This is a genomic window from Acinetobacter sp. 1424608 (assembly GCF_000588255.1).
Lineage (GTDB): Bacteria > Pseudomonadota > Gammaproteobacteria > Pseudomonadales > Moraxellaceae > Acinetobacter > Acinetobacter nosocomialis.
In genome coordinates this window covers 1-18,742 of the sequence record NZ_JFXL01000020.1, presented here as the reverse complement: position 1 = coordinate 18,742, position 18,742 = coordinate 1, and the positions used below count along the sequence as shown (strand labels likewise).

13 protein-coding genes and 1 pseudogene are annotated in these 18,742 nt (G+C 38.4%); 7 read left to right on the top strand and 7 right to left on the bottom strand.

Annotated features, from left to right (window positions below; all coding sequences use genetic code 11):
- Positions 1-10: 10 nt before the first annotated feature.
- Positions 11-598 carry a hypothetical protein gene (locus tag J678_RS19655; RefSeq protein ID WP_017394285.1) on the bottom strand — a complete coding sequence of 196 codons (588 nt, stop codon included), beginning with the start codon at positions 596-598 and terminating at the stop codon, positions 11-13.
- A gap of 313 nt (positions 599-911) precedes the next feature.
- Here J678_RS19655 and carA point away from each other — a divergent pair, with 313 nt between their 5' ends.
- The 3 genes from carA to greA all read left to right on the top strand — a co-directional run bounded on the left by carA (position 912) and on the right by greA (position 5,860).
- Complete coding sequence (gene carA, locus J678_RS19645) at positions 912-2,051, top strand: glutamine-hydrolyzing carbamoyl-phosphate synthase small subunit (RefSeq protein WP_032011620.1); 1,140 nt, start codon at positions 912-914, stop codon at positions 2,049-2,051.
- Positions 2,052-2,065: 14 nt separating this feature from the next.
- Positions 2,066-5,296: a carbamoyl-phosphate synthase large subunit gene (gene carB, locus J678_RS19640; RefSeq protein WP_004707343.1), complete on the top strand. Its 3,231-nt coding sequence runs from the start codon at positions 2,066-2,068 to the stop codon at positions 5,294-5,296.
- A gap of 87 nt (positions 5,297-5,383) precedes the next feature.
- Complete coding sequence (greA, locus tag J678_RS19635) at positions 5,384-5,860, top strand: transcription elongation factor GreA (protein ID WP_002048557.1); 477 nt, start codon at positions 5,384-5,386, stop codon at positions 5,858-5,860.
- A gap of 69 nt (positions 5,861-5,929) precedes the next feature.
- Here the strand turns inward: greA and J678_RS19630 are convergent.
- Positions 5,930-6,527: pseudogene (locus tag J678_RS19630) on the bottom strand (TetR/AcrR family transcriptional regulator); the annotation flags it as partial.
- A 139-nt stretch (positions 6,528-6,666) separates the two neighbouring features.
- Between J678_RS19630 and J678_RS19625 the strand changes: the two are divergent.
- From J678_RS19625 to J678_RS19615, 3 genes are all read left to right on the top strand, one after another.
- Complete coding sequence (locus J678_RS19625) at positions 6,667-7,056, top strand: RidA family protein (protein WP_002048554.1); 390 nt, start codon at positions 6,667-6,669, stop codon at positions 7,054-7,056.
- Between the two features lie 115 nt (positions 7,057-7,171).
- Entirely contained in the window at positions 7,172-7,804 is a 633-nt protein-coding gene (locus tag J678_RS19620) for a CatB-related O-acetyltransferase (RefSeq protein WP_017394288.1), read from the top strand.
- Between the two features lie 122 nt (positions 7,805-7,926).
- The gene (locus J678_RS19615; RefSeq protein WP_004885516.1) at positions 7,927-8,364 is read left to right on the top strand and encodes a universal stress protein; all 438 of its coding nucleotides are present in this window, start codon (positions 7,927-7,929) and stop codon (positions 8,362-8,364) included.
- 37 nt (positions 8,365-8,401) lie between these two features.
- On the opposite strand, the gene J678_RS19610 is transcribed toward J678_RS19615, so the two are convergent.
- The gene (locus J678_RS19610; protein WP_017394289.1) at positions 8,402-9,148 is read right to left on the bottom strand and encodes a hypothetical protein; all 747 of its coding nucleotides are present in this window, start codon (positions 9,146-9,148) and stop codon (positions 8,402-8,404) included.
- A gap of 25 nt (positions 9,149-9,173) precedes the next feature.
- Complete coding sequence (locus J678_RS19605) at positions 9,174-9,503, bottom strand: MGMT family protein (RefSeq protein ID WP_004707331.1); 330 nt, start codon at positions 9,501-9,503, stop codon at positions 9,174-9,176.
- Positions 9,504-9,582: 79 nt separating this feature from the next.
- Here J678_RS19605 and J678_RS19600 point away from each other — a divergent pair, with 79 nt between their 5' ends.
- Positions 9,583-10,299, top strand: coding sequence for a metalloprotease (locus tag J678_RS19600; RefSeq protein ID WP_017394290.1), 717 nt, complete (start codon positions 9,583-9,585; stop codon positions 10,297-10,299).
- On the opposite strand, the gene J678_RS19595 is transcribed toward J678_RS19600, so the two are convergent.
- From J678_RS19595 to J678_RS19585, 3 genes are all read right to left on the bottom strand, one after another.
- A complete protein-coding gene (locus J678_RS19595) occupies positions 10,296-12,020 on the bottom strand; it encodes a CapA family protein (RefSeq protein ID WP_017394291.1) in 1,725 nt (574 codons plus the stop codon). The genes J678_RS19600 and J678_RS19595 overlap by 4 nt on opposite strands.
- Positions 12,017-13,672, bottom strand: coding sequence for a poly alpha-glucosyltransferase (locus J678_RS19590; protein WP_017394292.1), 1,656 nt, complete (start codon positions 13,670-13,672; stop codon positions 12,017-12,019). The genes J678_RS19595 and J678_RS19590 overlap by 4 nt, the downstream gene beginning before the upstream one ends.
- Positions 13,673-13,819: 147 nt before the next feature.
- Positions 13,820-18,742: type I secretion C-terminal target domain-containing protein (locus J678_RS19585; RefSeq protein WP_050675889.1), on the bottom strand; the 4,923-nt coding region annotated here is incomplete at its 5' end.

Sequence of the window (18,742 nt, the reverse complement as noted above, 5' to 3'; positions counted from 1 at the left end):
TCTTCAATTCTTAGTGATCTCTTGCTTTGTTCCAAGCCTCAACCGCATTATTTTTTGTGCGCTTTAAACTCTCACTTAAAGAATCTTTATGTTTTAAAGAAATTTGACTAATGTCACCCTTAAGTTCTTTAGTCACTTTCGTTAAATCTTCAATTAATGCATTAATTTCAGCTTTTAATGTATTTTTCAGTTCATTTAGTCCTTCTTGAGAAGTATTGAACTGAGCTTTAATCACATCAAGACGTTGTAAAATATCTTGTTTAATCTGAGCAAATTGGTTTTGAATATTCTGATTCAATTCTTGAGTTTCAGCCTCAATTTTTTCTTCAGTCTCGGTAATTACAGCTTTAACTTGTTCTTCAGTTTCTGCAATAGCTTCTTTAACTTGCGAAGTTGCTTCATGAGCGACTTCTTTCACCTGTTCTGTTTTTTCAGCTACAACTTCTTTTACCTGTGTTGCTTTTGTACTCACTGCTTTTTTAGCTCGAGTTGTTGTTTTCGCTACAGCTTCTTTTGCTTCAGTTACTTCGGCTTTAACCGTCTCTGCTACAGACGAAGCATTCTCAGCTATATCTTTTGAAACTTGATTATTGCTCATGCTATTTCCTCATATTGTTTATTTTTTAGCTAGTATTACAATAAGTGGAATTGGCTTATTTCAGGCACCAGATTGTTAGACAATTTGCTAAAAGTATCAATTTCAGACAAGCGGATGAGTTTTTTTGCAAAAAGCAAGCAAGGAATTATATTTTTTAATCGAAAATAAATAGACTTTTTAGGGTTCCATGCGTATAATGCGCTGTTAAGTTACAAGCGGGCAGACCGATAGGGAGGGGCATGTTTTTTTAGAACATTGCCTAACTTTTTTAGGTCTACTCGCTTTTTTACAGCCGAAATTCAGGAGCTTTGGTTTGAGCCCCCCCGCCATTTTAGCCCTCGCAGATGGAACGATCTTTAAAGGAACGTCAATCGGCGCAACGGGAAGTACGACTGGAGAAGTCGTTTTTAACACAGCCATGACAGGCTATCAAGAAATTTTGACTGACCCAAGTTATGCACAACAAATTGTGACATTAACTTACCCTCATATTGGTAACACTGGTTGCAACGAAGAAGACGTTGAATCTGGTCGTATCCATAAAGTATGGGCGAATGGTTTAATTATTCGTGACCTTCCACTATTACACAGCAACTTCCGTTCTGAGCAATCATTAAGTGAATATCTGCAAGCACACAATGTTGTCGCAATTGCTGATATTGACACACGTAAACTTACTCGTATTTTACGTGATAAAGGTGCACAAAATGGTTGCATCCTTGCCGGCGAAAATATTACTGAAGAAGAAGCGATTGCTAAAGCTCGCGCTTTTGGTGGTTTAAATGGTTTAGACCTTGCAAAAGAGTGCTGTGATCCAACAGGCTTTGAATGGTCTGAAGGTTCATGGGCATTAGGTAAAGGCTTTACTCAACCTGAGTTAAAATACCACGTGGTTGCATACGATTATGGTGTCAAAACCAACATCTTGCGTATGCTTGCAGACCGCGGTTGCAAACTCACTGTTGTTCCTGCTGAAACTCCGGCTGAAAAAGTATTAGCACTTAATCCAGATGGCGTATTCCTTTCAAACGGCCCTGGCGACCCAGCTGCTTGTGATTACGCTATCGAAGCTGTAAAAACTATTGTTGAAACCACAACATTACCTGTATTTGGTATCTGTTTAGGACACCAAATCTTGGCACTCGCTTCTGGTGCAAAAACTGTAAAAATGAATCATGGTCACCACGGTGCGAACCACCCTGTACAAAATCTTGAAGATGGTACAGTGATGATCACCTCTCAAAACCATGGTTTTGCTGTAGATGCAGAGACATTACCGGCTAACTTAAAAGCAACGCATAAATCATTGTTCGATGGCACCTTACAAGGTATCCATCGTACTGACAAACCAGCTTTCAGCTTCCAAGGTCACCCTGAAGCAAGCCCGGGTCCACATGATTGTGCACCATTGTTCGATCATTTCATCGAACTTATCGAAGCATCTAAACAGTAATTAAGGAGCGAATAATGCCTAAACGTACGGATATTAAAAGCATCTTAATTATTGGTGCTGGTCCAATTGTTATCGGTCAGGCTTGTGAGTTTGACTACTCTGGTGCTCAAGCATGTAAAGCGCTTCGTGAAGAAGGTTACCGTGTTATTTTGGTTAACTCTAACCCAGCGACCATTATGACTGACCCTTCAATGGCTGATGCAACTTACATTGAGCCAATTACTTGGCAAACTGTTGCTCAAATCATTGAAAAAGAACGTCCAGATGCGGTCCTTCCAACTATGGGCGGACAAACTGCACTGAACTGTGCGCTTGCACTTGATGAAAATGGCGTATTAGCGAAATACAACGTAGAACTTATTGGTGCAACGAAAGAAGCGATTGAAAAAGCCGAAGACCGTAAACTCTTCGACATCGCTATGCGCAAAATCGGTTTAGAGTGTCCAAAAGCTGCTATTGCTGAAACCATGGAAGAAGCATTGGAAATCCAATCTCGCTTTGGTTTCCCAGTAATTATCCGTCCATCATTTACAATGGGTGGTTCAGGCGGTGGTATTGCATATAACCGTGAAGAATTCCTTGAAATTTGTGAACGCGGTTTCGACCTCTCTCCTACTCACCAGTTATTGATTGATGAATCTTTAATTGGCTGGAAAGAATACGAAATGGAAGTTGTTCGTGACAAAAACGACAACTGTATTATCGTATGTGCGATCGAAAACTTTGACCCAATGGGTGTTCACACAGGTGACTCAATCACTGTAGCACCAGCTCAAACATTAACTGACAAAGAATACCAATTGATGCGTAATGCTTCAGTTGCGGTTCTTCGTGAAATTGGTGTTGAGACAGGTGGTTCTAACGTTCAGTTCGGTATTAACCCGAAAGACGGCCGTATGGTTGTGATCGAGATGAACCCTCGTGTATCTCGTTCGTCTGCTCTTGCTTCTAAAGCAACTGGTTTCCCGATTGCAAAAATTGCTGCGAAACTAGCTGTTGGTTATACCCTTGATGAATTGAAGAATGACATCACTGGCGGTGTAACTCCTGCGAGCTTTGAACCATCAATCGACTATGTTGTAACGAAGATTCCTCGTTTTAACTTCGAGAAATTCCCACAAGCAGAACCAGTTCTTACCACTCAGATGAAATCTGTTGGTGAAGTCATGGCAATTGGCCGTAACTTCCAAGAATCTGTACAAAAAGCATTACGTGGTCTTGAAGTTGGCGTAAGCGGTTTCGATGAAAAAATCGAAGCTGGTGCAACAAACGTAAAAGAAACCATTTTAAAAGAGCTTAAAGTTCCGGGTCCTGAGCGTATTTGGTACGTAGCAGATGCATTCCGTCATGGTTTCTCTTTAGATGACGTATTTGAAGCAACTAAGATTGACCGTTGGTTCTTGATCCAAATTCAAGATATCGTTAAGACAGAAGCTCAAGTAAAAACTTTAGGTTTTGGTGATCTAACTGCTGAAAATATCCGTTCATTCAAACGTAAAGGTTTATCTGACCTTCGTATTGCGAACCTTATGGGTATTTCTCAAAAGCAATTCCGTAAGCAACGTTGGAACTTGGGTGTTTATCCAGTTTACAAACGTGTTGATACATGTGCTGCAGAGTTTGAATCTGGTACAGCATATATGTATTCAACTTACGATGAAGAGTGTGAAGCAAATCCATCAAATCGTGACAAGATCATGGTTATTGGTGGTGGTCCGAACCGTATTGGTCAAGGTATCGAATTTGACTACTGCTGTGTACACGCTGCTTTAGCAATGCGTGAAGACGGTTACGAAACAATCATGGTGAACTGTAACCCTGAAACTGTTTCTACCGACTATGACACATCTGATCGTTTATACTTCGAACCTGTAACACTTGAAGATGTTCTTGAAATCGTACGTACTGAGAAGCCAAAAGGCGTAATCGTACAATACGGTGGTCAGACTCCACTTAAATTAGCACGTGCTTTAGAAGAAGCTGGTACTCCTATTATCGGTACTTCTCCAGATGCAATTGACCGCGCAGAAGACCGTGAACGTTTCCAACAAATGATTCAACGTTTACAGCTTCGCCAACCAAACAACAGCATCGTAAAATCTGCTGAAGAAGGTATCTCTGAAGCTGCTAAAGTTGGTTATCCGTTAGTTGTTCGTCCATCTTATGTATTAGGTGGCCGTGCAATGGAAATCGTATATAACGAAGATGAACTTAAACGTTACCTTCGTGAAGCAGTACAGGCTTCTAATGAAGCGCCTGTTCTTCTTGATCACTTCCTTGATGATGCAACTGAAGTTGACGTTGACTGCGTATCTGACGGTAAAGATGTCGTAATCGGCGGTATCATGCAGCATATCGAACAGGCTGGTATTCACTCTGGTGACTCTGCATGTTCTATTCCTCCTTACTCTCTTTCTAAAGAAGTACAAGATGAAATGCGTCGTCAAACAGTTGCTATGGCGAAAGAACTTGGTGTAGTTGGTTTGATGAACGTTCAGTTCGCAGTTAAAGGCGATGATATTTACGTTCTTGAAGTAAACCCACGTGCATCACGTACTGTTCCGTTCGTATCAAAATGTATTGGTGAATCTTTAGCAAAAGTAGCTGCTCGTTGTATGGCGGGTCAATCTCTTGAATCTCAAGGCTTTACTAAAGAAATCATTCCAACTCACTTTGCTGTGAAGGAAGCTGTTTTCCCATTTGCTAAGTTCCAAGGCGTAGACCCAATGCTTGGGCCTGAGATGAAATCTACAGGTGAAGTAATGGGCGTTGGTAAGACATTTGGCGAAGCGTTCTATAAAGCCGTTTTAGGTTCGAATGATCGCTTACCTGGTCTACCAACTGAAGGCGAAGAAAAGATTGCTTTCTTATCTGTTCGTGAATCTGATAAGAAATATATTGCTGATATCGCTAAAAAGTTCGTAGCTTATGGCTTCAAACTGGTAGCAACAGGTGGAACGTATAAAGTACTTAAAGAAGCAGGTTTAGAATGTGAATCTGTAAATAAAGTAACTGAAGGACGTCCACATATTGTTGACCGCTTGAAAAATGGTGAAATACACCTTATTGTCAACACTACTGAAGGCAAACAAGCTCAATATGATTCTGCAATGATTCGTCGTGCTGCCCTCCAAGGCAAAGTTTATTACACAACGACTATCAATGGTGCAGAAGCAGTTTGCCAAGCCTTTGCTGTGAAATTGCCAATGGATGTATACCGCTTGCAAGATTTAACTGTAGGTTAATTTTTTTCCGATAAGTCCCGCCACCTTATCGGTGGCGGGATTTTTTCATTTTTTTAACTGTGTTTTCTCAACTTAAGAGGGACCGAAATGCAACGTTATCCAATGACCCCTGAAGGTAAAATCGCCTTAGAGAAAGAATTACAACATCTGAAATCTGTTGAACGTCCACGTATTACTCAAGCGATTGCTGAAGCACGTGAACATGGGGACTTAAAAGAAAACGCAGAATATCATGCTGCTCGTGAACAGCAAGGTTTCTGTGAAGGCCGTATCCAAGATATCGAAGGGAAATTGGGTGCTGCACAAGTCATCGATGTTAAAGACTTAGAACAAAACGGTCGTGTTGTATTCGGTGTTACGGTAACGATTGAAAACCTTGATACTGAAGAACGTAAGACTTATAAGATTGTTGGTGATGATGAGGCTGATTTTAAAATCAATAAAATTTCAGTAAATTCACCAATTGCACGTGGCCTTTTGGGTAAAAATGAAGGTGATGAAGTAAAAATTACCACTCCTCAAGGCGAAGTTGAATACGAAGTTGTAAGTGTAGAATATCTTTAATTTTTAATTAGATATACTTAGGCTATAAGACCCCTCAATTGAGGGGTTTTTACATTTAAGACAAATAGTAAAAAATTCACTATGCGTCTTTTAAAAAACCTGATGCAAAGATTTGAAAAGCATTTAATGCTTCAGGAAGTACCTGTTCAGGATATTCACTAGAAGCCACCCATAAGGCTGCATTCATGGCAGCACCATTTAAAAGCACTGCTGCTGCTTCTGGATCTACAATTTTAATTCGTTCCTCTATCAAAAGCTGTTCAACGCACTCACGAGTAGACTGCAAACATCTATTTTGACTTGGCCAATGCGCCGGATCACCCAACACTGCAGGGCCATCACGTAGCACAATACGCTGAAATTCAGGCTTCAAAGCATTTTGAATATAAGTCTGCCCTTCAACTAGTAATCCTTCCCAAAGATCATCAAGCTGCTCTCGATGCTGCTGAGCATATTCGGCCATCTGTGAATCAATTTGTTCTACAACTGCTGCAAATAAACCACGCTTATCGCCAAAATGATGATAAAGCGCCCCACGAGTCAATCCTGCCTCGGCCGTGAGTTTATCCATTGAAGTATCGGTATAGCCATATTCCGCAAATGCATGACGTGCTACTTCAATTAGTTTTTTGCGGGTTTCCGCCATTTTTCTTTCACGAACAGACATATATTTCACCAGCTAATCATCACAAAAAATATTAATTGACATACGCCTCGTATGTCAATTAAGTTTACATACGAGGCGTATGTGAAAATTAACCGACATTTATTGATTAGAAGTTAAATACTGAAGGAGAACAAACCTGATGAGAACTGCAATATTTCCCCAAAATCGTCATGCCTTATATGAACAGCATGGCTATTCAGCCGCAATTCAATCGAAAGATTTACTCTTTGTTTCAGGGCAGGTTGGTAGCCTTGAAGATGGCTCGCCTGTACCTGATTTTGAAAAACAGGTAACACAAGCTTTTAAAAACTTAGAAGAGACATTGAAAGCAGCAGGTTGCACTTTCGATGATATTATTGATGTCACTACCTTTCATACGGATCCCGAACGGCAGTTTGAAAGTATTATGAAGGTTAAAAATCAAATCTTTACACAAAAGCCTTATCCCAACTGGACAGCTGTTGGCGTAACTTGGTTAGCGGGTTTTGATTTTGAAATTAAAGTCATTGCACGTATTCCTCATAAGTAATGAAGACAAATTAGTACGTGCTTTAGTATTCGATTCATTAGCTGAACTGAGATTATTGGTTCAGCTTGAATCGCAATTCGGTATAATGACTTATTCCCTTTTTTATATCTTCCTTATGGCTGAAAAGTTAATTAGCTCCCCTGTCCGCCATTGGTGCGAATTTGAATTTATTTCCAAAACTGTAAAAAATCCGAATATCCATATTAAAGGTAATTATTCTTACTACTCAGCCTACTGGGATCAAGGTTTTGAACGCTGTGTCGTACGCTATTTACACGACAAACCATCTACTCCCGATAAACCAATCGATCAGCTTTATATTGGTAATTTTGTATGTTTTGGCGCTGAGTGTGTGATTATGATGGGTGGTAATCAGCTTCATAGACCAGACTGGATTTCGACTTTCCCTTTTGATACCCGCAGTTTTTTAACAGTTGGCGACACCATCATTGCAGATGGTTGTTGGATTGGAAGCCGTGCCATGATTATGCAAGGTGTAAAAATTGGTGAAGGTGCTGTTATTGCAACTGGAGCCATCGTAACAAAAGATGTCCCACCCTATGCAATTGTAGGTGGAGTTCCGGCAAAAGTTATTAAATACCGTTTTCCTCAAGAACAAATCGACAAACTACTTGCTTTAAAACTTTATGATTTAGATGAAAAACAAGTTTTAAAAATGCGTGAATATTTGCAAACTGATGATATTGATGCTTTAACAATCCATATTGAAAATTTAAGAGATAAGTAAAATATATTCTCAAGTTTTTCTTGTTTAAAAATCACAAATGATTACGTGGCCGAATTTAAATCGTAAGAAAAGAAGTATAAAGTATTGAATAAATAAGCATCATTACAATAAGGAACATTCTCATGTTATACCAACATATTCTTGTACCAATTGACGGTTCTGAAACATCTATGGTCGCTATGAAAGAAGCGATCAAACTTGGCAAAGCATTAAATAGTAAAATTACTATCGTACAGGTCATGGCACTTGATCCAATTATTGCAGATCTTTATGTAAAGACTGGTCAAACTAATGAACTAATTGAGCGGACTAGAACATACTTACTTGATATTTTAGAACAAGCCAAACAACAGTTTTTACAAGAAGGTCTTAGCGTAGAAACCAAATTACTTGAAGGTTTCGTTGTGCATGAAGAAATTATTCAAGCTGCACAAGAGCTTAATGCTGACTTGATTATAATGGGCTCTCATGGCCGTACAGGCGTACGAAAACTTGTATTAGGAAGTGTTGCACAAAAAGTTTTAGGTGAAAGCCATATTCCTGTTTTAATTGTTCGCTAAAAAATGCCTGTCTGGCTCAATTCGGCCAGATAGGCGCCTATTTTTTAAAAGGAATAACGTCTTCTCTTGATTGCTCAACTGTTATTGTTTTTTTACTTTTAAAAGCATCCCAAGAATAATTTTTATAATTTAACTGCCATAAATAGTAAGATTGACCGATATCTTTAAACCTAATATTTAATGTCATCCATGTTTCATCATGGCAATGCGGTGACTTCTTATACTCTTGTTCTGAAAAACATGCTCGAATCATTTTACTTGAAGAAAAATTAATATCTTTTAAGGCAACTTGATACTGCCCTTTAGACTTAAGCTCAATAAAATCAGCGTTTTCCTCAAAACGCCCTCCTCCAGAATAACCAGTAAACCATGTGTTTAGCACTGCTATTGCATGCTCATTTTTATTGAGTGGATATAGTGCTGGAAAGATTTTGAGTCCATTAGGGCCTAAATCATCAGAATGTGGCTCTTTATTACTATGTTCATAATTTTTAAAATTCCACTGATTCAGCACTGTATATTGATTATTTTGCTTTTTAACTTCAGCAAGTTGTGGAGTTTCATCTATTAAATAATAAATCTGATCTTGTGTGTTTTTTACTTTCCATAGCTTAGCTTCATCGCTACATTTATGACTTAACTGCTGACAAATCGAATGTATATCTTGTGATGAGACTTTCACATTTATAAAAGGTTGAGCTGAAATAGCCTGCTCTGCAAAACTCGATTGCACTGTTAAACCTAGTAATAATATGGCTAGACTCTGCCATTTATAATTCTGCATTTGTATTTGTTCTCTATTAATAATTTTAAGGTTGCCATGCGAATTGCTTTAAGTTCACTTTGCCATTCAACAAATAGACTCCTTCAGCTTCAAGCTTTAACTGCTGAACATTTTCACCTTTTTCATTAAACTTACTTAGGCTAATTTTACCTTGTGAGTTAATAACACGGTACCAAGGAACTTGATGATCTGCATCAAGATGCTTAAGAACATAACCTACTAATCTGGCGTGTTTAGGTAACCCTGCCATACGTGCTATTTGTCCGTAAGTTGCTACTTTTCCATATGGAATTAGAGCAATGACTTCTAAAATCTGTCGATGTAGTTCATACTGAGTTGTCAAAATGGAATCCATAAAAATTGACATCGTTCATATCATATAAAAATTTACTTTAAATCTCTTTAAAAGAATATGCAGAGACATTGCGATGAATATGAAAAAAACCTTATTGATGATTACAGGGACACTTCTGTGTGTTTCTTGTACGACCCGCCCTCCTCTACAAACGCCAGATTTATCAGAGGAACCTGCCAATAATAGACCTGTAGTTCCAGTTACTTTCGTTTTTACTACAGACAATCCTTCTGCTGCACGTTTTGATAACCTTACACAAATGCGAAAAGAAGTCCGCATCTTAAATAAATATTATTTAGATGACCAAGGCAATAAAATTTTTAATTTCAAATTAAACCGTTATATTTCTTACCAAGATTTTTCAAAAATGCATTGCGAACTTGGTAATGAAATAAACCAAGCTCGTCCTATTTCTATAGGCTCGATCCCTGCAAGTGTGAATGCATGCTTTCCTAAACGAACAGCACGTAAAGAGGTCATAGTCTTTATATACGATGCGTATTCAAAAAACTTAGAATTTGATGATGTTACTAGTCGTACATTCCGTAATAGTGGAAAACCCTTTATTTTATTAGACTGGAATCGATTAAATTACAATATTCAAGCGGGTAGTATTCATGAAATGGGCCATGCTTTCGGCTTAAAACATGTATGTGTACCTAATGCAACTAAAACCACCCCCACCAATATTATGGCCAGTGCTGAGTGTAAATTAGGCAGTGGCGGCTTAAGAAATTTGGGGTTTACTCAAACACAGCTTCAAACCATCTTATCAACTTATAAACAATATTCTTAAAATTTAATTTCAACATATCTCCCCAAGTTATCTTGGGATGTCATGTAATTCTCATGGGTCAGTAAAGATGTCATATAAGTACTGGCCTTTGAGAAATCTTCAATATCTACTGGATACGGCTGCCAAAAAGTTTTTAAGTTATCCGTATAAATTGGATAAAGACGAAGTAAGTCATTTGCCAAATCGAGTTTGGCTATACAACCAAATGGCAAAGCATTTTGCTGTTCATATTCTCCATCACTATTAAACACAGCATTACCAATACCAAACACAACAGGCTTTTGATTGATGATCTGGATTGGCTGAATAGTATGAGCGCCATGACCAACTATAAGATCAGCTCCTGCTTGAGTAAGAATAGTCGCGAGTTTAGTTTGGTCTTTTGTAATAGGCATAAAGTCGATACCCCAATGACAAATAACAGTAATTTTGCGCTCTGGATGATTCTGCTTATAACGCATTATTTGTTCAAGTAAAACACCATTTAAACAAGCTACTCCACTTCTTGCCCCTAGTGCATAGAAATCATAGTCTAGATAAGCACTGTCTCTATGCCAATAACCATTAAAAATCGCATAGTGCTTAGCTTCAAAAGCTATTTCAAAGTAATTGTGAGCATCTTTTTGGTTCAGTCCAGCGCCAATATAAGCAATACTCGCCTGATCCAACTGTTGTAATGTATGGGCCAACCCTTCATCGCCATAATCCTTCAGATGATTGTTCGCCAACACCAAATAATTCAAATGAATGCTCTTAAACTCTTCTAATGTTTTTTTAGCGTCGGCTTTTAGAATGAATGGCTTTTTATCTTTTAACGGCGATTGATTTTCTAAAGAAAAGACTGCTTCAAAGTTAGCTATGTTTATGTCATTTTTACCTAAAAATGGCTGTATTTTTTCAAATGAATAGTGATATCCATACTGCTGTAAAGCATCTGTTTGTCCTCTAGACTTACGCTTTTCAGTGTACATTTCACCGAAATAGGTATCTCCCAGAATATTGATAATGCCTGTTTGAGAAGAACATTTTTTTGCCTCGACATACTTTTCTTGAAAAAAATGGTAGTACGGAACCAAATGCTCAAGACGGTGAATATCATCTAAAAAAGAGAAAAATCCAATGCTCTGATTCTGTTCGGAATAAGTGATATAAATCTGTCTAAAGGTATGTGAGAGATATAAAACCGAGGTGAGTACTGGATGAGCAAGCAAAGGCGTAATCGGTTGATATACTTTATTTTTAAAAAAAAGTGTTTTGATAAAGAAAAGGTTCTTTAACTCGGCTGGATAGCTATAAATATTTTTTGCCAACAAAAATAGATTTTTTAATTGATTAGGTGCTTTTAAAGTTAATTTGTAGTTTTCCGCTCTTTTAGACAAGATCAATTGAGCTTGCTCAACGGAATCAAACAGTATATTACTTAAGGCATCTTTAACATCATTTGCCTGAGTAAAAATTACGAATTGTAAAAGCTGGGCAAATGTATAAGATTCATTTTTTTCCAAGCCCAAATATTGTTCACCAATTTTCTTATTTTTTTGTTCAGAAACCCGATAGACTTTATCAGCTTGAACTTTTTTTTGATGGAATTGTTCTAATGCATAATCAATCAATAATAAAGTAGAAATGTCTCCATCAATTTCAAATGTCCAAATTGCCTCTTCAAATTGAGCATGATCAAGAGAGGCTAGCAGCTTAATTTCAAATAGAGGATCAGTCATATCCCCTCTCCTTCGAAATCTTTTACGTAGGCAATGTAGCCAGACAAGTTATGTTCCTGATCATCAATTCTTACTCTAAAGCGATCATGTCGTACATAAAAAGCATGCAATATTTTATCTGGACGCGCCATGTACATCGCTATTTCCGGATAGAAAAAACCTGTGGTTTGAAATTCGGCCCGAAATGTAATCAGTTTTTTTAATTCGTGCATATAAGCTTGTTCAAAAAGTTTTTGATGGCCTTGCTCTTTTAAACGATTTACCATTTTATAAGCAGCCATTAGCATTTCTAACAAAGTTGCATACGTTGTTTTTCTATTTCGAATAAAAATAAAATGTTTTAAATAATTATTTAAACCAAAAATAAAATATTTTTCTTCAGGACATATTTTTGTAAGCTCATTGGTACAGTAACTTAACCAATGATCATGATATTTTTCATATCTTTTATAAATAAAATTTTCAAACATTAATTTAACAGTGTCTAATAATCTTTCATCCTTATTTATTTGATACAACCTGAGTAAAGCTAATGCTGCTTCTCCATCATAATAAATGATTCTAAACCTTTCTTTTAAATCATAGTCTGGATAATTTAATACATGAGTAGTTAATCCATCTGAATCAACTAATTTTAAAATACCATTTGCAAGTTTCTCTGCATATTTTAAATAATCTGTTTTTTGAGTAATTTCCTGATATTTCGTTAACATTAAAATAGCTGCTGCGTTTGCACCTAATTTAATTTCAAACTCCCCTTCTTTACCATCAATCATAAAAGCAGTTGTAGAGTCTTTTTCTTTATAGAAAGTAGTAAGAGCGTATTGAATTGCTGCAATAATTTTAGGCCAGTACTCAGGTTTATCTTGTAATTCGAAAGTTTCTAATAGTGCATAAAGTGATGTGCAATGACGTACAGTATTGTAGTTGCGGATATCTCGATCGAAGGCAGGAAAATAGCCATAAATGAATTTGCCATTTTCTTGAATCTGGCTGTGCAAAAACGCTGCATTTTTCTCAATGAGCTCTCTAAAATGCAGCTTTTTATTGGTCGCAATACCTCTAATACCATTTGCATCATAACGGCTTGCTAAATTAATAAACTGCCCATTTTCATAAAAAGTTGCATAGGTATCGAAAGTCCAAATATCTTGCAGCTCTTGTAGTCTAATTTGTGGTTTAGTAGCGTTATATTTTTGCTTAATTGCATAGTTAAGATTGGTTTCATCAAAAAAGTTAGGTTTGTCATAACTCAAACCTCGAATAATAGCTTTGCCATATATCTCTTGCTCCAGAAAAACCACCGAACATGCTTCATCAAATGCAATTCCTCTGCGGTAATGATTATTATGAAATTGATGATGAACAAGTTGTTCTATTTGACTCCAACTTTGTTTTTCTAGGTTGTACGCAACATCAATTTTTATATAGTCTGGAAGTTGATCTGGAGAAAACTGTCTATTAATAAAATCGAATAACTGTATAGTTGCTTGTGAAAAAGCTGTTTTTTCGGTATGCCAGACACTACATCTTTGATCTTTAGGACCAAATGATATAAACAAAATTGTTTTTTCCGGAAAGTCTGAAACATGCTGAAAGAAATGTTCCAACCAAAGCTTAAGTTGTCTTTTAAAGTCTAGAAATACCGACACTCGAATTAAGTCCCTATTCGTTATTTGTTGTTCTATAAAATTTTCAATACATCATAGCATGAACTCTTTAAAAGCTCAGTTAACGTATTGTTTAAACATAAAAAAAGAGAACCCTAGGGTTCTCTTTTTTATTTGGTTAATTATCTATTAGTAGATAATTTGACCGTTGTTAAGAAGATCATTAAGCGTTAATGATGTTCTAGCTTGATCCAAATGAATCGTCAACAATTGCGTACTTGAATAAGTTAAACCTAAGCCATCCCGGTCTACACTAATGGTGGCGTTTTGTGTGGCAGCGTCATAGCTTACAGATACATACTGACCAATGGTTAAACTGTTTGGATGAGTAAGTAACAAGTTACTAATATCGATCTTATCAGCTTGGCTATCAGTTGCTGTATTACCTACATGGAAATCAGTCCATGTATCTACACCACCAGCAGTTGTGTTACCACCTGTTGGGCTATTCACACTAGCAGCAGTCAACGTGTTGTAAATCAAGGTATCCGAGCCATTTCCAAGCGTAAATGTATCATTTGCTCCTGTACTTACAGCTAGGCTATTCAACTCTTGACTTAAGTTGATCGTTAATGTGCTAGTTGACTCTGCACCAGTCACCGATACGAGTTTGTAGTTAATCGTATCAATCGTAGCATTTGCCGCAGTATCAAGAGCTTTATAGTAGTACGAACCATCATGGTAGAGATACAACGTACCTTCACCTGTATTGATCGCCTGACCAGCAGCAATTTGGTAATTTCCTGGTGTAACTTCAACATATAGTTGAGAAGCAGCTGAAGTATCTGCAACTCCACCAGTTGTATCGCCTAACAAGATATTGCCGTGAATCCAATCAGACTGACCATCAGGTGTATAAGTATCTAGATGGGTTGTTTTGGTCGTTACAACTGAATCAAGTGACATATTACCAATTGGAAGTAAGCTAGATAAGCTAAATACCACTCGATAAGTACCAGCAGATAAATGAGATACATCAGCTGAGTATGCTGGTGCACCTAAAATACCTGCCAAAGCGGTCGCAGAACCTGAGTAAACTGTATCAACCCACGCTCCCCCAACAAATTGTTGGATCTTATATCCAGTCGTTGGTAAAACAGACAGGCTTAAAGATGCTAAATAGTTCAACTGAACATGTACATCAGTAACAGTATTAGCTGCAACAACAAATTGGTTCGATGTCACTGTACTACTTAAAACTGGAGGTAATGTACTAAGCGATACGTTACCACTTGGTACATCAACAACTGCATCAGTCACTTGTTTCATACTAACAGTTGCATGATTAGTATCAGCATTTGCTACAGGTAACGGAATTACTGCATCTGCACCAGGGTTAGCATTGTTCCAAGTGATATTCACATCTGGAGAACCAATTTGGATATGCAATGTTGCTGTGTCTGTTCTACCAGTTACTGGGTCTGTCACTGTATAGGTAAAGCTATCAACTTTTCCTATATTTTGTGTGTTCGCTGTAGCTTGATAACTATAAGTACCATCAGCATTAATCGTTAAGGAACCATAAGCACCAACAATAACAGTTGATGAACCTACATTCACAGCCTGCGTATTACCTGTTTCAGAAGACACAGAAGTCACAACTGTCGTAGTCGTAATGTAGTCTGGCGTATAATTTGGTCCATATACAGCCGAGTTGTCGTCTGAAAGAACATTGCCTGTAACCGGAGTTACAACCAAGTTAGGTACTTGAGTAATATCACCATTATTCAAAGTAATACTTGCTGTGACGCTACCTAGAGCTGTTAGAAGCGTATTGCTTTCCATAAATAGCTCATAGCTACCAGAACCTAAATTATCAACTTTGAATTTCACTTCAGAGCCGAAGATACCTAATAGGTCAAGCACTCCAGTATTCGCGCTATCTGCAATTACTGTACGAGTACCATCTGGATTTACTCGTGTTAATACCACATGTAAACCATCAACAACTGTAGCTACTGAACCAAAGTTAACCGAGATAATGGCTTCAGACACATGTCCTTCAGCTACATTAAAGGTTGCTGTACCTTGTTTAGAGCCAATAACGACTCCGCCAACTCCTAACAACCAGTTATAACTAATCGCGTTACTAAGAACTTGTTGTGTAGTTGGGTAAACCATGTCAATTGCTGCTGAAGCAACGTTATCCATTGCATCAACTGGAACATGACCTGTAATTACTGCAGGCTGAGATGGATCTGCTGCATTCCAAGTCATAGCAACCTTGTTACTATCCAAGTGGACATACAAGACAGCTTGAGATGTATTACCTGTTGCTGGGTCTAGTAACGTATATGAGAACTGATCAACTTTACCAAGGTTTAGACCATCTGCATTTGGTGTATAGGTATAATTACCATGTTGATCAATCACTAACGTACCGTAAGTACCAGTGATTGTAGTTGTACCCGTTGCGTTAACGGCATTTCCATTCACTGCTGAGATCACTGCATTATTACTTGCAGCATCTACTGCACCATTAATACCAGCATCTTTGATGACGTTACCAGAGATCGGATCAACTGAATATCCAGATACAACATATGGGTTATACACATCCATTGTACCTGTCAATGTACCACCAATACCCACACCTAGTAGACCACTGTAGCCCATAAATGCACGATATTGTCCTGGATCTAGCCCTTCAATGACTGCTGTTGGAGTACCTCCTATTAGAGATAGACTAACTAAAGTCGCTTGTGGGTTATTTCCGCCAATAGATACCCATTGTCCTGTTGCAGCATCATATTTTTGAACAACAATCGAATAATCATTCAATACACCAGCGTTGAGTAAACCACTGAATGTAAATGTCGCAGTACCTTGACGGTCAGCATCCACATTGAATGCAACTGTTGGGTTACCAAGGAGCTGTAAATCTAGACCTGCTAACGATATTGCAGCTACATAACTTGCACTACCAAGTGCTACGTCATTCGCAACAAGTAAAGATTCCGGATTAATTTCAGCAACTGCCAAGTTATCTGCAGCTTTGACAGAACTTAACTGAATGTTAAGAGCTGCTTGAGCTACATCACCAGTTACAGAATCTTTTAACGTATATACAAAGTGATCAACCTGTCCAACTCCAGAAGCATTTTGATTTGGAGTGTAAGTGTATGAACCATCAAGGTTAATCACCAATGTACCGTATGTACCATTAATGATTGTGCCATTAGCAAGAACAGGTTGGTTATTAACTTCACTCACAACTGTATTTGGAGTTACGACATCAGCTTGACCGTTTGAGTTAACATCTACGATCACATTACCATCTGCAGCTTCTGTATAGAAACCACCGATTTGAGTTGTATCATAAATGTCCATAGTACCTGTTAATGTACCTAGTAAACCAATACCTGCCAGACCGTTATAAGTCATAAAGGCACGATATTGACCTTGCTCAAGCCCATCGATAACAACACCTGGTGTAGAACCTAATAAAGTCAGGTGAAGAATATCTGCTTGACCACCGCCATATATAGAAGTCCATTGACCAGTAGCTGTATCAAATTTTTGTACAACTAATGAGTAATCAGATAGAGCATTAACCCCTATTAAAGCACTGTAGGTAAATGTCGCATTACCTTCTTGGTTGGCAGCTACATTAAAGTTAACCGCTTCAGAACCAAGCTGTAAGTTAAGTCCAGCAAGTGATACAAGCGCCAAGTAAGTTTTACTACCAAGAGCCGCATCATTTGCGATTTGTAATGGCTGTGGAGCAAGAACAGCTGTATCAAAGTTGTCATATGCAATGATAGAAGAACTTGCAATTGTATAACTTTGAGTAGCTTGCAAGTTACTACTGTTGCCAGCAGCATCCGTAAAGGTTGCTTTTGCATCAACTGTCAAATCAGTATCAGCTACAAGCTGGTTACCAGGTACACCTATTGTCCATGTTCCATTCGCCGGATCTACTACAGCCGTATAATCCGTGCCATTAACGTTAACAACAACCGAGGTAACAGTTGCATCAGCAGGAATAGTCACTGTTCCAGTAATATTTACTGTACCTGCAGTCTCAACCGGACTAAGGATGTTATCACCTGTAATCGGATTAATCGCAATTGCAGCAGCATTAATGTCTGGTGGCGTAGTATCCACAGTTACTGTGACATCAGTAGCATTATCGATATTGCCTTGCGCATCTACTGCTTGGGCATGGATAGTCACTGGCCCATCTGCAGTTACTGCGATCGCAGCAGTGATATAACCATTGCTTAAGTCAGTTGCATTGACTGTATAGTTAGTGCCATTAACATTTACAACTGTACCCACCGCTGCATCTGGACCTAATCCTACACGGGCATTAAAGCTACCGTCTGTACCAAGTTCTGATGCATTGATGATGCCGTCAATGTTTAAATCATCCGGTACTGTAATCGCAGTGATTAAATCAGCTGGTGTGGTATCTACAGTTACAGTGACATCTGTTGGACTGCTGATGTTGCCTTGCGCATCCACTGCTTGGGCATGGATGGTAATTGGGCCATCTGCTGTTACAGGAATCGCTGCTGTGATATAGCCATTGCCAAGGTCAGTTGCACTCACTGTGTAGTCAGTACCATTGACATTCACAACAGTACCTACCGCTGCATCTGGACCCAACGCTACACGCGCATTGAAGCTACCGTCTGTGCCAAGTTCTGATGCATTGATAATACCGTCAGCATTTAAGTCATCCGGTACTGTAATCGCTCCAAGTAAGTTCGCTGGAACAGTATCGACAGTCACGATTACATCTGCTGGACTGCTGATATGACCTTGTGAATCCACTGCTTGGGCATGAATGGTAATTGGACCATCTGCAGTTACAGGAATTGCTGCGGTGATATAGCCATTCGTCAAGTCAGTTGCACTTACTGTGTAGTCAGTGCCGTTAACGTTTACGACTGTGCCTACCACTGCATCTGGACCCAACGCTACACGGGCATTAAAGCTGCCATCTGTGCCAAGTTCTGATGCATTGATGATGCCATCAGCATTTAAGTCATCCGGTACTGTAATCGGACCAAGCAAGTTCGCTGCTGCAGTATCTACAGTCACGAC